Raw genomic sequence first — 15,019 nt, forward strand, 5'->3', positions numbered from 1 at the left:
GGGTCCGGGTTCATCGTTCGGGGTCCGGTGACGTAGCCTGACGACCATGGCGGACGTTGACGGTGACTCCTCCGGGCGTTCTCACGAGAGATACATCCCGTCGTACGAGGCGCCCACGGCGCCCATGCCCGCGGTCCAGGCCGAGGACGGCACCATGATCGGCACCCGGGTGCCCCGCCGGTTCCCCATCGGGGACGGCGAGGAGACCCTGCTGGTCCCGAGGATCGACCCGGATGGATCGTTCCCCGCGCCGGAGCGGCCGTCGCCCGCGGGCGACCGTTCAGGACGGACGGAGCCGCCGGTGCCGCAGGTGCCGCCATCGCCGTCCGGGGGCTCGCCCACCGGGCCGGCGCGGCGCGGCGGGCTGTCGCTGCGGGCCGTCTACAGCATCGTCGCCGCGCTCCTCACCGCCGCCGCGGTCGTCCTGGTCTTCGTCCTGTTCTCCGGGGACGAGCCGCCGGAGCGGAGCGCGCAGCCCCGCCAGGAGGGCGCCGCCGCGCCCGGCGCGAAGGCCGTCCCCACGATCACGCTGCCCGGCAGGCCCAAGATGAAGGCCCTGGCGACGCTGCCCGGCACGCCCAGCGGGGTGGTCGGCTCGGTGACCGACACCATGGCCGACATCACCTACGCCAAGCTCGGCAGTCCCTGGAAGACCGCGGCCGTGCCGTCCTTCTCGGTCGGCCAGCAGGTCGGCGCGGCGCGGCTGCCGCGCACGGTCGTCGGCTCCGGGATGCTCCCCGGTGCGACCCCGGCCACCGCCCCGAAGACCTACACCGCCCTGCGGACGGCGGCGATGCAGGCGGTGAAGTGGACGGCCGCCAACCACCACCCGCCGGGCGGGAAGATCACTTGGACGGCCTCGCAGAAGGCGGCCGGCGGCAGGGGCTGGACGCTCGGATACCGCGTGACCTACGTGCTGGACGGCAGGAAGCACATCTCTCAGGCGGCGGTCACCGTGCTCGACGTCGGCCGCCGCAAGCCCGCCATGCTCTTCGTGACCGTGCCCGACTCGCGCAAGCAGCTCTGGGCGGACATCGCCCCCCTGATGGCCAGTGCCCGGCCGTTGTGATGGAAGCAACTTCTAGAATATGGTTCTGTCAGAGAACCGTATCTGGAGGCTGTCATGGCGATCGGACTGAGTGAGGAGCACGAGGCGCTCCGCGAGTCGGTGACCGGCTGGGCCGAGCGGAACATCCGCCCCGAGGTCGTGCGCACCGCCGTCGCGGCCGGGGACGGGGAGCGCCCCGCCTTCTGGCCCGCCCTCGCCGGTCAGGGTCTTCTCGGTCTGCACCTCCCCGAGGAGTACGGCGGCAGCGGCTACGGCCTGCTGGAGGCCGCCGTCGCCGTCGAGGCCCTCGGTGAGAAGGCGGCCCCCGGCCCTTACGTCCCCACCGTCCTCGCCGCCGCCGCGATCCTGGCCTCCGACGGCAAGGCCCGCGCCGAACTGCTGCCCGGCCTCGCCGACGGCACGCTGACCGGCGCGGTCGCGCTCGGCGGGTCCCTCACCGGCACCCGTGACGACGCCGGGGCGCTCACCGTCACCGGCGCCGCCGCGACGGTCCTGGGCGGCGCGCTCGCCGACGTCCTGGTGCTCCCCGTGGACACCGGCCGGGACGAGGCGGAATGGGTCGTGCTGGACGCCTCCGCGGTGACCGTGACGCCGGTCGCGTCCCTCGACCTCACCCGCGGCGTGGCCAGGGCCGAGCTGGACGCGGTGACCGTGCCTGCCGGGCGGGTGCTGGACGGCCTCACCGGCGCCGCGGTCCGCGACCTCGCGGCGATCCTCCTCGGCGCGGAGGCCGCGGGCGTCGCGGCGTGGTGCGTGCGCGCCGCCGCCGAGTACGCCAAGGTGCGCGTGCAGTTCGGCCGCCCGATCGGCCAGTTCCAGGGCGTCAAGCACAAGGCCGCCCGGATGCTCGTCGCGCTGGAGCAGGCCCGCGCCACGGTCTGGGACGCCACCCGCGCCGCGGCCGAGGCCGCCGGGGAGGGGGACGGCGCCGCCGCGGTGGCCGCCTACACCGCCGCGATCGCCGGGGTCGTCGCGCCCGACGCCGCCGTGCAGTGCGCCAAGGACGCCATCCAGATCTTCGGCGGCATCGGCTACACCTTCGAGCACGACGCCCACCTCTACTACCGCCGCGCGCTGACCCTGCGCGCGCTGCTCGGCCCCTCGGCCGAGTGGGCCGAACGGGTCGCCGGGCTCGCGCTCTCCGGCGTGAGCCGGGAGATGGAGATCGAGCTGCCGGAGGAGTCGGCGGCGCTGCGCGAGGAGATCCGCGCCGAGATCGCCCGGATCGCAGCGCTGGAGGGCAAGGAGCAGAAGCGGGCCCTGGCCGGAGCCGGGTTCGTCATGCCGCACCTTCCCCGCCCCTGGGGCCGCGACTCCAAGCCGCTGGAGCAGGTGCTGATCCTCCAGGAGCTCAAGGCCGCCCGCGTCCGGACGCCTCAGATGATCATCGGCGCCTGGGTGGTGCCGTCGATCGTCGCGTACGGCACGCCCGAGCAGCAGGAGCGCTTCCTGCCGCCCACGCTGAGCGGCGAGATGATCTGGTGCCAGCTCTTCTCCGAGCCGGGCGCCGGTTCCGACCTCGCCTCACTGCAGATGAAGGCCGAGAAGACCGAGGGCGGCTGGCGGCTCAACGGCCAGAAGATCTGGACCTCCGTGGCCCACGTCGCCGAGTGGGGCATCTGCATCGCCCGCAACTCCTCCGAGGGGTCGAAGCACGAGGGCATCACCTACTTCATCGTCGACATGAAGGCCCCGGGCGTCACCGTCCGGCCGCTGACCGAGATGACCGGCGAGAACCTGTTCAACGAGGTCTTCCTGGACGACGTCTTCGTCCCGGACGAGCTGGTCGTCGGCGAGGTCGGCCAGGGCTGGAAGGTCGCCCGCAACACGCTGTCCAACGAGCGGGTCTCGCTGTCGGCGGGCTCCGGCGGCACCGGGGCGTCCGTCCCCGACCTGATCGGCCTGGCCGGGCGGCTCGGCCGCGAGCTGACCCCCGCCGAGCGCCAGGAGGTGGCCCGGGTCGTCTGCGAGGGCCACTCGATCAGCGCCCTCGGCATGCGGGTGACGCTGAAGCAGCTCACCGGCGCGGAGCCGGGCGCCGACGCCTCGGTGCGCAAGCTGCTGTCCACCTCGCACGCCCAGCACGTCTCGGAGTGCGCGGTCGGCCTGCTCGGCGCGGCCGCGGTGGTCGCGGCCGACATGAAGCTCGGCGACGCCGGCTACTGGAACCGCGCCGTGCTCGCCACCCGGGCGATGACGATCTACGGCGGCACCACCGAGGTGCAGCTCAACATCATCGGCGAGCGCATGCTCGGCCTGCCGCGCGACCCGGAGCCGGGCCGGTAGTCCGTGGCGGCGCCTCCGGAGCCCGGCGCGGCCGTCCCGCCGGGACCGGCCGCAGACGGAGCCGCTTCGAAGGGGATCGTCCATTGTGGGTGACCGGTTAGGGTCGGTCCTTGTGTGGAGCAGGCTCGCCGGGAGGGCGGCAAGGTCCGCCCCCGCCCTGCTGGGACTGGCGCTGGGGGTGCTGGCCCTCGGCCCCGCGCTGGGCCCGGGGTTCGTGCTCCGCTATGACATGGTCTTCGTGCCGGACCCGCCCCTGACGGCGGCGGGGGAGGGCTTCCCCCGGGCGGTGCCCAGCGACCTGGTGGTCGCGCTGCTCGCGCAGGCCGTGCCCGCCCAGGTGGTGCAGAAGGCCGCGCTGCTCGGCGTCTTCGTGCTAGCGGCCTCGGGCGCGGCGGCGCTGGTGCCCTCGCGGCGTCTCGGCCCGCGTCTGGCGGCGGCGGCCTTCTACGCCTGGAACGCCTACCTCGCGCAGCGGTTGCTGCTGGGCCAGTGGGCGCTGCTGCTCGGGGTGGCCGGGCTGCCCTGGGCGGTGCGCGCCGCCGCTCGCGGCCCGGTACGGCTGGCGGTCGCGTTGCTGCCGGCCGCGGTGGGCGGGTTCCAGGCGATGCTGGTCTCGGTGCTGGCGGTGCTCCCGGTGGCCGCGACCGCGCGACCCGGGGCCGCGTTCCGCCGGGCGGGTACGGCCGCGGCGGTCGTCGTCCTGCTCAGCCTGCCGTGGCTGGTGCCGGCCCTGGGCAGCCGCGCGGTGACGGACCCGGCGGGGGTGCGGGCGTTCGCGGCCCGCGCCGACGGCCCCTTCGGGACGGTCGGCAGCCTGCTCGGGCTCGGCGGGATCTGGAACTCGGACGCCGGCGTGCCGGGGCAGGGCACCTGGTGGTCGGCGGGCGTGCGGCTGGCGCTGGCGGCAGTCGCGGTCTGGGGATACGCGTTCACGCGCGCCGGGCGGGCGGCGCCGTACCGGACGGGACTGGCGACGGCGGCGGCGGCCGGGCTGGGCGTCGCCCTGGCGGGCGCCTTCGCGCCGGGGGTGCTGGGCGGCCTGGTCGGCTGGTGGCCGGGGTTCGGGCCGCTGCGGGACGGTCAGCTCTACCTCGCCCCGTTCGTGTTGTTGCAGGCGGTGGGCCTGGCGTGCGCGGTGGAGCGCTGGAGCTCGCGCGCGGTGGAGGCGGGGACCGGCCGCGACTTCGAGGCGCCGCGCTCGCGCTGGAGCTCGCGCGCGGTGGCCGCGGTCGCGGTGGCGGTCCCCGTGCTGGTGCTGCCCACGTTCGCGATGGGGGCGTTCGGCAGGCTGGCCGCGGTGGACTACCCGGACGAGTGGCGGCGGGTCCAGGCGATCGTGAACTCCGATCCGGCGCCCGGGGCGCTGCTGTCGCTGCCGTGGGGCGCGCACCGGGCGTTCGGGTGGAACGGCCACCGGGTGATCCTCGACCCGGCGACCAAGATGTTCCGGCGCAGGGTGCTGTGGAACGACGCGCTGCTGGTGGGGCTGCCCGGCGGCGGGCGGCTGCGGGTGGCGCCCGAGGACCCGGCGACGGCGGGGGTGGACGCGGCGCTGCGTGCCGGACCGGGGGCGCGGGAGGCGGCGCTGGCGCGGCTGGGGGTCCGCTACGTCCTCACCCGGGCGGGCGACGACACGTTCCGTGACGCGGTGACCGTGTTCACCGGCCCGGAGATCCGGCTCCTGCGGCTTGACCAGGGCCTCTGAACAGCTTGATCGACGCTCTTGGGCGGGGTGTATCCCCAGCTCGGAGGAGTACCCAACGGTAACTTTCTTTGTCACGTTTTAACCAAAACCATGGCTTATGCGCGAATCACGTTCTAGTCTCGGCACACTGTCCGTCGCTGAAGGGAGCCCAGTGATGCGAGTGCTCTTGGCGCTGGCCATCGGAGCGATCCTCGCGGTCGGCGCCTCCGTGGCAGTCGTGAACGTGGGCTCGCCGACCCCGGAGCCGCCGAACCGGCCCCTGTACAACTACGGCACCAGGTGACCTGAGGCCGCGCGGCGGCCGGCGGGGCACCGTCCCCGGCCGGGCCGCGGAGATCATCCACCGGCACGGAGCGCGGTTTCACCATGCCCTGGAACGGGCGCGCCGCCCCGGACCGAGGTGGCGTGGGCGGCGGCGCCGTACCCGGACCGGATCGGCCCGGATGGGGCGTCCGGCGGCGCCCGCACGGACGCGGGGGACAGGAGAGGCCGCGGAGGACCGCGGACCGAAGGAGCAAGGAGGCAGCGTGGCCCTTTTCGGCCGGAGCGCGAGCGCGGGGCCGCGCCCGCCCGCCCCGTCGCGGCCCGTCCTCAGCGTGGAGACCGAGGGGACGCCCGAGGCGCCGCTGCGCGGCGTCCGGGTGGCGGTGCTGAACTTCCGCGAACCGCAGCAGTCGGTGGCGGGCGGCGCAGAGGAATACGCCTGGCAGGTCAGCCGCTACCTGACCGGCCAGGGCGCGAAGGTGTGGTTCGCCACCGCCCGCGAGCCCGGTCAGCCCGCCGCCGAGCGGCGCGACGGCGTCGAGCTGCGCAGGATGGGCAACCGCTACCTCGTCTACCTGCTCGTGCCGCTCTGGCTGCTGCTGCGCCGCCGCCGGTTCGACGTCGTCATCGACTCGATGAACGGCATCCCCTTCTTCTCCCCCCTGGTGGTGCGCCGCCGCACCGCGGTGATCTGCCTGGTCCACCACGTGCACGACCGGCAGTTCCACGCCTTCTTCCCGCCCTGGCTGGCCAGGATCGGCTGCCTCGTCGAGGGGCCGGTGGCGCGGCTGCTCTACCGCCGCCGCACCACGATCACCGTCTCGGAGTCGTCCCGGGAGGACCTGAGGGCGCGGCTGCGCTGGAAGGCGCCGATCCACGTCGTGCCCAACGGCAGCCCGGCCGCCCGCCCGGTGACGATGCGGGAGCTGCCCGGCGACCCGCTCGTGGCCTACCTGGGCAGACTGGTCGGGCACAAGAGGGTCGAGCGGGTCGTCGGCCTGGCCGCCGAACTGGGCGACGCCCGCCCCGGCCTGCACGTCCATGTCGTGGGCCGGGGACCCGAGAGCGGGGAGCTCGCCCGCCGGGCCGCCGAGCTGGGCGTCGCCGACCGGGTGCACCTGCACGGTTTCCTCGCCGAGCCCGCCAAGAACGCCGTGCTCGGCGCGGCGCTGCTGAACGTGACCGCCTCGGAGTTCGAGGGGTGGGGCCTGACGGTGATCGAGGCCGCGGGCTTCGGCGTGCCGACCGTCGCCTACGACGTCGCCGGGTTGCGCGACTCGGTACGGGACGGGGTGACGGGCTGGCTGGTCCGCGACGGCGAGACGCTCGCCGAGGTGGTGGACCGGGCGATCGGGGAGCTGTCGGACCCGGCACGGCGCGCGGAGATCCAGACGGCCTGCCGGGCGTGGGCGGGCGAGTTCACCTGGGGGCGGACCGGCGCCGCCGTCACCTCCCTCATCACCGCCGAACTCCGTGAGCGCCGTGAGCGCAGTGAGCGCCCTGAGCGCCGCGCCGCCCGTACGGCCGGCCCGCTGCGCGGCGTCGCGGCCCCCGGCCTCCTCGCCCCCGGAGAGACCGACCCCGCTTGAACACGGGACCCGCCTCCGAGACCGCCGGAACCGCCGCGCCCGACGACGCCGTGGCCGGCGGTCACGGCGTACCCGCTGAAAAGACCGGAAAGACCGAGAACGCAGGGAAGACCGGGAACGCAGGGAAGGCCGGAGGACCCCGCACGGCCGGCGGCTCCGAGCCCGGCCGGCTCCGGCACGGTCTGCGCCTGCTGGCAGGCTGCCTGCTGCTCGCCGCCGTGGCGTTCAACACCTCCCCCGGCCAGGTGATCGGCGAGACCAAGCTGGACATGGCGATCAACCCGGTCGCCTTCCTGGCACGGGCGGCGCACCTGTGGGACGACGCGTTCTTCGGCCACCTGCAGAACCAGGCGCACGGCTACCTGTTCCCGATGGGCCCGTTCTACGCGCTGTTCACCGCGCTCGACATGCCCGCCTGGAACATCCAGCGGCTCTGGATGGCGCTGGTGCTGTGCGCGGCGTTCCTCGGCGTCGAGCGGGTCGCGCGGGCGATGGGGATCGGCACCCCCGCCACCCGCGTCCTCGCCGGGCTGGCCTACGCCCTCGCCCCGCACGCCGTCGCGCTGATCGGGACCAACTCCTCGGAGTTCCAGCCGAGCGCCGTGCTGCCATGGGTGCTGCTGCCCCTGGTCCACGGCACCCGGCCGGGGGCGAGCCCGCGCCGGGCCGCGGCGCTGTCGGCGCTGGCGTTCGTCCTCGCCGGCGGGATCAACGCCGTGGCCGAGCTGGCGGTCCTCGTCGTGCCGCTGCTGTACCTGCTGACCCGGCGCGGCGGCCCCCACCGGCGGCGCCTGCTCGCCTGGTGGCTCGCCTGCGTGGCCGCGGTGTCGATGTGGTGGCTGCTGCCCCTGCTGGTGATGGGCCGCTACATCTTCTCCTTCCTGCCCTTCATCGAGACCGCCGACGCCACCACCGGCGTCACCTCGCTCCTCAACACCCTGCGCGGCACGTCGAGCTGGATGTCCTTCCTGCCGATCGACGGCCAGGCGTGGCTGCCCGCGTCGTTCGAGCAGGCCACCGTACCGGTGATGATCGCGCTGACCGCCGCCGTCGCCGCGCTCGGCCTCGCCGGGATCGCCGCCCGCGCCACGCCGGAGCGGCCCTTCCTCGCGCTCAGCGTGCTCGCCGGGGTGGTGATCGTCACCGCCGGGCACGCCGACGCGCTCGCCCACCCCTGGACCGAGCAGGTGCGGGCGCTGCTCGACGGGCCGCTAGCGCCCTTCCGCAACCTGCACAAGTTCGACGCCCTCATCCGGCTCCCGCTGGCCCTGGGCCTCGCCGCGCTGCCCCTGGCCGGTCCGGTACGGCTGCGCAGGCCCGTCCTGGCGGGCGCTGCCGTACTGGCGGCCCTGGCCGCGCTGCCGGTGGCCACCGCCGGGGCGACCCCCGCCGGGGGGTTCGAGGCCCTGCCCGGCTACTGGCGGGACGCCGCGACCTGGCTGAACCGCAACACCGGCGACGGCATGGTCCTGGCCGTGCCCGGATCACGCCGCGGCGACTACCTGTGGGGCCGTCCGATGGACGAGCCCATGCAGTCGCTGCTGAACGTCCGCTGGGCGACCCACACCAACGTCCCCTGGGGCTCCCCGGGGCTGGCGCGGCTGGTCCAGGCGGTGGACGAGCGCTTCGCCACCGGCCGCGGGTCGCCGGGTCTCACCGCCTCGCTGCGCCGGATCGGCGTGAAGTACCTGCTCGTCCGTAACGACCTCGCCCGGCAGAGTCTCGGCACGGCCTGGCCCGCGCGAGTCCACGAGACCCTCGCCGAGTCCACCGGCCTGCGGCGGGTCGCCGGATTCGGCCCGGAGATCGGCCTGCGGTCCAGCCCCACGGCCGCCGGCTGGTTCGAACAGCCCTACTCGGCGCTGGAGGTCTACGCGGTGCCCGACCCGGCGCCGCTCGCCGCGACCGTGCCGCGCGACGGGACGCTCCGGGTCACCGGCGCGCCCGAGGCGGTGCTGGACCTGGCCGAGGAGGGACTGCTCTCCGGCGACCGGCCCGTCGTGGTCGGGGACGAGCCCGGGGCGCCCGCCGTGTCCGCGCGGGACACGGTGGCCACCGACACGCTGCGCCGCCGCGAGATCCTCTTCGGCGACCTGCGCCGCATCGCCACCCCCGCCATGACCGCCGGCCAGCCGCCCGAACGGGACCGGGGAGCCGACCTCACCGACCTCGCCTGGTCCGGCGCGACCGTCACGGCCACCTACACCGGCGTCCGGGACGTGCGGGCCTCCTCCGCCGAGTCGGGCATCGAGGCGGGGGAGCGCCGCGATCCGGGCCGCCAGCCGTACGCGGCGTTCGACGGCGACCCGCGCACCGGGTGGCGCTCCGACGGCTGGGACGGCGCGGTCGGGCAGTGGCTCCAGGTGCGCTTCACCGCGCCGATCGACATGCCGCAGATCACCGTCGCCTTCGAACGGTCGCCGGTGCTGCCGCAGGTGGCGGAGGTCTCCCTGGAGACCGAGGCGGGCGCCCGCCGGGTCGCGGTGAGCCCGGACACCGCCCCGCAGCTGATGCGCCCGCCCCTCGGGCGGACCTCCTGGCTGCGGATCCGGGTGACCGGGCTGGCCGCCGAGCTCGCCACGCCGACCGGCGCCCGCGTCGGCGTCACCGAGGTCGCGATCCCCGGCGTACGGCCGGGCCGGACCCTCGTCGTCCCCACCGGCGGCCCGCGCGACCCCGGGACGGTGCTGCTGACCCGCCGGGGCACGGCGAGCGCCTGCATGCGCGGATCGTCCACCTGGACCTGCGACCCCGCCACGCTGCAGATCACCGGCGAGGACGGCGACGGCTTCGACCGCTCGTTCACCGTCCGCGAGGACGGGAAACGGTCCATCAGCGGCGACGCCGTGCTGACCGACCCCGTCTCCTCCCGCCTCGTCACCACCCTGCACGGCGTCCACCCGCAGGTGACCGCCTCCTCCACGCTGACCGATCATCCGGCCGTCCTCGGCCGCGCGGCCATGGACGGCGACATCTCCACCGTCTGGTACGCCGACCCCGCCGACCGCCACCCGTCCCTGACGGTCAGGCTGGGCAGGAAACGGACGATCTCCCAGATCATGGTGCTGTTCCCCGACTCCTTCCTCGGGCAGCCGCCGGTCCAGGTCAGCGTGAGCGGCGGCGGGCAGACCACGCGGGGCTGGATCCGCGCCGACGGCCGGGTGGTCTTCCCCAAGATCACCACCGACACCCTGGAGATCGGCTTCACCGCCCCGGCGTCCCGGCCGATCGAGGTGTCGGAGGTCACCGTCCCCGGGGTGAAGCCGCTCGGCTTGATGGAGAGGACCCCGCTGCGGCTGCCCTGCGGGTACGGGCCCACCCTCTCGGTGAACGGCAAGGCGGTGCGCACCGAGGTCGTCCGGGGCACGATGGGCGACGTGCTCGGCGGACGCCCCGTCGGCTACCGCGCCTGCGGACGGGTCGAGCTGGAGCCGGGCACGGCCCGGGTGAGCGTCGCCCCGGCCGACGCCTTCCGGATCGAGTCGGTCGTGGTGCGCACCGCGGACGGCGGGACGACGGGCCGGAAGGCCGGGTCGTCTTCGGGCTCCTCGTCCGGGCCGGCTTCCACGTCCTCGAAGTCCTCGAAGGCGTCGGTGTCCACGGAGTCCACGGAGTCCTCCGGTTCCCCCGGGGCCGGTCCCGGCGGCGGCGCCGTGACGGCCGCGCCCGTGACCACGCAGGAGTGGGGACCGGCCGAGCGCCGGGTCCGCTTCTCGGTCTCCGCCCCCTCCTACCTGGTGGTCAACGAGAACCACAACGCGGGCTGGCAGGCGTACCTCGACGGCGGACGGCTGAAGCCGGTCCGGCTGGACGGCTGGCGGCAGGCCTGGGAACTGCCCGCCGGGCAGGGCGTGGTGACCATGCGCTACGAGCCCGACTCCGCCTACCGCGCGGCGCTCCTCGGCGGCGGGTGCCTGGTGCCGCTGGTGGCGGCGCTCGCGCTCGTCCGGCCGCGCCGTACCGCACCCCGCCGGGCCGGGACCGGGGCCGCCGCGGTCCGCGCGGCCTGGTTCTGGCCGCTCGCCCCGGCCGTCGGCCTGTGGACCGGCGGCGTCGCCGGCGCGGTGGCCGTCACCGCGGCGGCGGCGCTGTACGCCCTGGCGGTCAGGCGCTGGAGCGCCCGCCCCGGCGGGTCCGTGCCCGCGACGCTGCTGCGGTGGGCCCCCGCGGTCCCGCTCTGCCTCGCCGGTCTCGCGCTCGCCGCGGGCACCGCGTACGGCGGGACCGCCCTCGCCGGGGCGCTGACCGGGATCGTGCCGCAGGCGCTCTGCCTGCTGGCGCTCGCCTGGCTGCCGGTCGCGGCCCCGGAACCGGCCCCCGCCGGCCCCGCCGACCCGGCCGCCCCGGGGCCGGAACCGGCGCGACACCCCGAGCCGGTCGCGGCGGCGGTGCGCCGGTGACCGGCCCGCGGGTCCCCTGGACCGCGTTCGCGGCGGCGAGCGCCTTCTTCGTCACGCTGGCGGCGCTGCTGCGCCTGTACGTCTACCCCAGCGCCCTGGTGATGCCGCTGGAGCAGGCCAGGACGTACCGCATGACGGCGTCCGGCGCCCAGTACTTCGACACCGCGACGCTCACCTCCCACGCCGGGGTCTCGCTGCTGTCCACCACGACGGTGAGCGGGGACGCCGGCGCGGGCGGCCCGGACACGGCGGTGTGGGTGGAGTTCACCTCGCTCACCGCCGAGGGCGGCGACCGGATCGACTACCACGAGCGCCGGACCGCCTTCGACCGCAGGACGGGCCTGGCGGTCGCCTGCTGCGACGGGTACGTCGACGACGACCCCGGAGCCCGGCAGGAGGGAATCGCCTTCCGCCTGCCGTTCCGCGCCGAGCCGCGCACCTACCCGATGTACGACGTGCTGCTGCGGACGGCGGTCCCGCTCCGCTACGAGCGGCAGGAACGGGTGTTCGGCCGGCCCGCCTACCGCTACACCTACACGGCGGGCCCGATCAGGATCGAGGACGTCCCCGGGCAGCTCCCCGGAAAAGCGCTCGGGCTGCCGGAGTGGAAGGCCGTCAGCGTCTCCCGCTACGCCGAGGTGACCCGGACGATCTGGGTGGATCCGGAGAGCGGCCTGACCGTCAAGGTGCGCGAGCACCAGCGCCAGGCTCTGCGCACCCCCGACGGGGTCGAGCGCAAGGTGACCCTCCTGGCGGACCTGGACATGACGCCCGAGGACGTGGCGGACCGGGTGGCCGACGCGGGGGCCTTCGACCGCTGGGTCCTCCTCGTCCGCGACCTGCTGCCGGGGGTGTTCCTGGCGGCCGGGCTCGCGCTGGTCCCGATGGCACTCCGGCGGCGGAGCCGGGACGGGCGGCGGCCCGGTCCGGGCGGACGGGGAGCGGAAGTGAGCGGCGCGGCGGCCGGGGTGGGGCGATGACGGGGACGGGCGGCGGCCCGGTCGAGGTGGAGCTGCGACTGCCGGCCTGGGTGCGCGGCGTCCCACGGCTCCGGTACGGCCTCACGGTCGCGGCGCTGCTGCTTGTGGCCGCGAGCCTCGTGCTGAAGGGATGGCTGCTCAGCCGGTCCTACTTCACCGAGGACGACATCGTCTTCGCCGGCCGGGCCGTCACCGAGCCGTTCGGCTGGGAACACCTGCTGCGGGTGCACATCGGCCACCTGATGCCGGGCGGTCTCGCGCTGGTCCGGGCCCTCACCGCGATCTCGCCGTACGACTGGGGGCTGGTCTCGGCCGTGGTCCTCGCCCTGTCCGCGGCGGCGTCCCTGGCGCTGTACCGGCTGCTGCGCCTGCTGTTCGGGCCCCGGCCGATGATCCTCGTCCCGCTCGCGTTCTTCCTGTTCTCACCTGCGGCCTTCCAGGCGACCGCCTGGTTCGCCGCGGCGGTCAACATCCTTCCCCTGCACATCGCCATGCTCATGGCGATGTGCTCCCAGGTGCTGCTGCTCCGCACCGGCCGCCCGCGGCACGCGGTCGCCGGGCTCGCCTGGACCTGCGCCGGGCTGCTGTTCTTCGAGAAGGCGGTCCTCATCCCGCCGGTGCTGTTCCTGCTCACCGTCGTGCTCCTCGCCGGGGAGCGCGGGGTGCTCGGCGCCGCGCGCCGGCACCTGGGCCTGTGGCTCGTCCACGCGGCGGTGGCCGGCGTGTACCTCGCCGCCTACCTCGCGGCGTCCGGGCGGTCCGGCGGGCAGGGGCCCGCGCTCCCCGACTTCTACGTGACCGTGGACTACGCCGCGACGTTCTTCGGCGGCACGGTCCCGACCCTGCTGGCCGGAGGCCCGCTGACCTGGGGGCCGGTGACGTCGGCCGGCGCGCTGGCCGGTCACCGGCCCGTCGAGATCGCCGTGGCCTGGCTGGCCCTGGCCGCCGTCGTGGCCGGCACCTGCCGGGCGCGGCGCGCGGCGGTCCCCGCCTGGCTGCTGGCGGGCGGCTACCTCCTGGTCGCGGACGGCCTGCTGATCATGATCGTCCGGTCCGGGCCGTCGCGCGCCTTCGAGAGCCGCTACATCGCCGACGCCCTCCCCGTGCTCGCCGTCTGCCTGGCGCTGGCCCTGATGTCGTGGCGAGGGCGGGACACGGACGCGCAGACCGTACGGCGGGGCGCGGCGGATCCGGCGGCCTCCAGCCCGGAGGCGGTCCCGGCGGTCCCGGGGCCGAAAGCGGTCCCGGACGGGGGCGCGCGGACCCTCCCGGTGTACGCCGTACCGGCCGCGTGCGCCTACGTGGCGCTCGCCCTGGTGTCGGCGTCGGTCTTCGCGCCCACGCTCCCCGGCCGTACCGGCCGCGCCTACTTCGACGCGGCCCGCGCGGACCTCGCCGCGCTCGGCCCGGGACCCGGCGTGTACCCCGCGCTGGTGCCCGAGCGGATGCTGTTCCCCTTGCAGGCGCCGCCGGACCGGCTGACCTCCCGGGCGCTCGCCCCGCTCGCCACGGGCGCGCTGCGCGAGCGGATCACTCACCCCGGGGTCGCCTACGACGCGGTGACCTTCGACGACCGGGGGCACCTGGTGCCAGCCGCGATCCTCGGCGGCTTCGTGACCGGGAAGGACGGCGGCTGCCTCCCGTGGCGCGGCGGCGCGGTCACCGCCGATCTCGCCGTTCGCGAGGGGAACGTCGTCCGCCTGCACTACCGCGTGCCCCGCGACACGCGTGTCACCGTGGCCGTGGGGGAGCGGCGGACCGAGGTCACGCTGCGGGCGGACCGGGAGCGGGTCCATCTCGTGACGCCGCCCGCCCCGGGCCCGGTCCGCGTCACACTCCCGGACGGCTCACGCCCGGACGTTCCGCGCTCGGACGGCTCGCGTCCGGAGGGCTCGCGCCCGGACGGCGGCCCGGAGAGCGGCGTCTGCCTGCGCGCCGTGGTGGTCGGCGCGGCCGTGCCGGAGAACCCGGAAGGGGCGGTCAGTGGCGGCGCAGGATGAGCAGCAGGTTCCAGCTCACGATCTCCCGCAGCCCCGGGACGCGGATCACCGGGGTCGCCCAGCTCGGGTGGTAGCGGGGCAGGGCGTCCAGGACCGTGACGCCGGGCTGCCGCCGGGCCCAGCGCAGCGCGGCGCCGACCGAGACGGGGTAGAGGCTCTCGCCGTAGACGTTCTTGGGGCGCCTGCCGTACCGGCGGGCGTAGCGGGCGGCGGCGCGGTGGCCGCCGAGGTAGTGCCAGGGGGAGGTCTCGTGGCCGCCCCAGGGCGACAGCCAGTTGGTGAACGACAGGTACACCACGCCGCCGGGCCTGGTCACCCGTACCATCTCGGCGGCCATCCGCCACGGGTCGGGCACGTGCTCCAGCACGTTGGAGGAGAAGCAGACGTCCACCGACCCGGTGGCCAGCGGCAGGTCCAGCGCGCTGCCCAGCACCGCCCCCTCGGGTGTGGCACCCCGGCGGGCCATCATCTCGCCGGCGTCGCAGTCGACGCAGACCGGGCGGGCGCCCGCCGCACGCAGCACGTCGGTGAAGTATCCCGGGCCGCCGCCGACGTCGGCGACGAGCGCGCCGTCCAGCTCGGCGTAGGAGGCGAGCTGGGCGACCGTGTCCCGGGCCAGCATGCCGTAGAAGAAGTCGGGGTCGGTCTGCTCCTTGCGGAAGGCGCGGAGGAGCGCGACGGACCGGCCCAAAGTGGCCCGGAACGGTGCCTGCGGGGTCTCCAACG

Annotated in this window: 9 protein-coding genes; 8 read left to right on the forward strand and 1 reads right to left on the reverse strand. The window is 75.6% G+C overall.

Annotated features, from left to right (window positions below):
- The first annotated feature begins 46 nt into the window (after positions 1–46).
- The 8 genes from AB0D67_RS03050 (at position 47) to AB0D67_RS03085 (ending at position 14,293) form a co-directional block, all read left to right on the forward strand.
- Positions 47–1,069 carry a hypothetical protein gene (locus AB0D67_RS03050; RefSeq protein WP_362929249.1) on the forward strand — a complete coding sequence of 341 codons (1,023 nt, stop codon included), beginning with the start codon at positions 47–49 and terminating at the stop codon, positions 1,067–1,069.
- A gap of 54 nt (positions 1,070–1,123) precedes the next feature.
- A complete protein-coding gene (locus AB0D67_RS03055; RefSeq protein WP_362929251.1) occupies positions 1,124–3,355 on the forward strand; it encodes an acyl-CoA dehydrogenase in 2,232 nt (743 codons plus the stop codon).
- A gap of 112 nt (positions 3,356–3,467) precedes the next feature.
- Complete coding sequence (locus AB0D67_RS03060) at positions 3,468–5,060, forward strand: hypothetical protein (protein ID WP_362929253.1); 1,593 nt, start codon at positions 3,468–3,470, stop codon at positions 5,058–5,060.
- Between the two features lie 154 nt (positions 5,061–5,214).
- The gene (locus AB0D67_RS03065) at positions 5,215–5,343 is read left to right on the forward strand and encodes a hypothetical protein (RefSeq protein ID WP_268246289.1); all 129 of its coding nucleotides are present in this window, start codon (positions 5,215–5,217) and stop codon (positions 5,341–5,343) included.
- 244 nt (positions 5,344–5,587) lie between these two features.
- Positions 5,588–6,913 (forward strand): glycosyltransferase family 4 protein, encoded by a 1,326-nt coding sequence (locus AB0D67_RS03070; protein WP_362929255.1) that lies wholly within the window; start codon positions 5,588–5,590, stop codon positions 6,911–6,913.
- Positions 6,910–11,313, forward strand: a complete 4,404-nt coding sequence (locus AB0D67_RS03075; protein ID WP_362929256.1) for an alpha-(1->3)-arabinofuranosyltransferase family protein — start codon at positions 6,910–6,912, stop codon at positions 11,311–11,313. Before AB0D67_RS03070 ends, AB0D67_RS03075 begins: the two co-directional genes overlap by 4 nt.
- Complete coding sequence (locus AB0D67_RS03080; RefSeq protein WP_362929257.1) at positions 11,310–12,293, forward strand: DUF3068 domain-containing protein; 984 nt, start codon at positions 11,310–11,312, stop codon at positions 12,291–12,293. The genes AB0D67_RS03075 and AB0D67_RS03080 overlap by 4 nt, the downstream gene beginning before the upstream one ends.
- Positions 12,290–14,293, forward strand: coding sequence for a hypothetical protein (locus AB0D67_RS03085; RefSeq protein WP_362929259.1), 2,004 nt, complete (start codon positions 12,290–12,292; stop codon positions 14,291–14,293). The genes AB0D67_RS03080 and AB0D67_RS03085 overlap by 4 nt, the downstream gene beginning before the upstream one ends.
- Here AB0D67_RS03085 and AB0D67_RS03090 read toward each other — a convergent pair.
- A complete protein-coding gene (locus AB0D67_RS03090) occupies positions 14,274–15,017 on the reverse strand; it encodes a class I SAM-dependent methyltransferase (RefSeq protein ID WP_362929261.1) in 744 nt (247 codons plus the stop codon). The genes AB0D67_RS03085 and AB0D67_RS03090 overlap by 20 nt on opposite strands.
- Positions 15,018–15,019 lie beyond the last annotated feature (2 nt).

Source organism: Streptosporangium sp. NPDC048047, from assembly GCF_040653115.1.
GTDB lineage: Bacteria > Actinomycetota > Actinomycetes > Streptosporangiales > Streptosporangiaceae > Streptosporangium.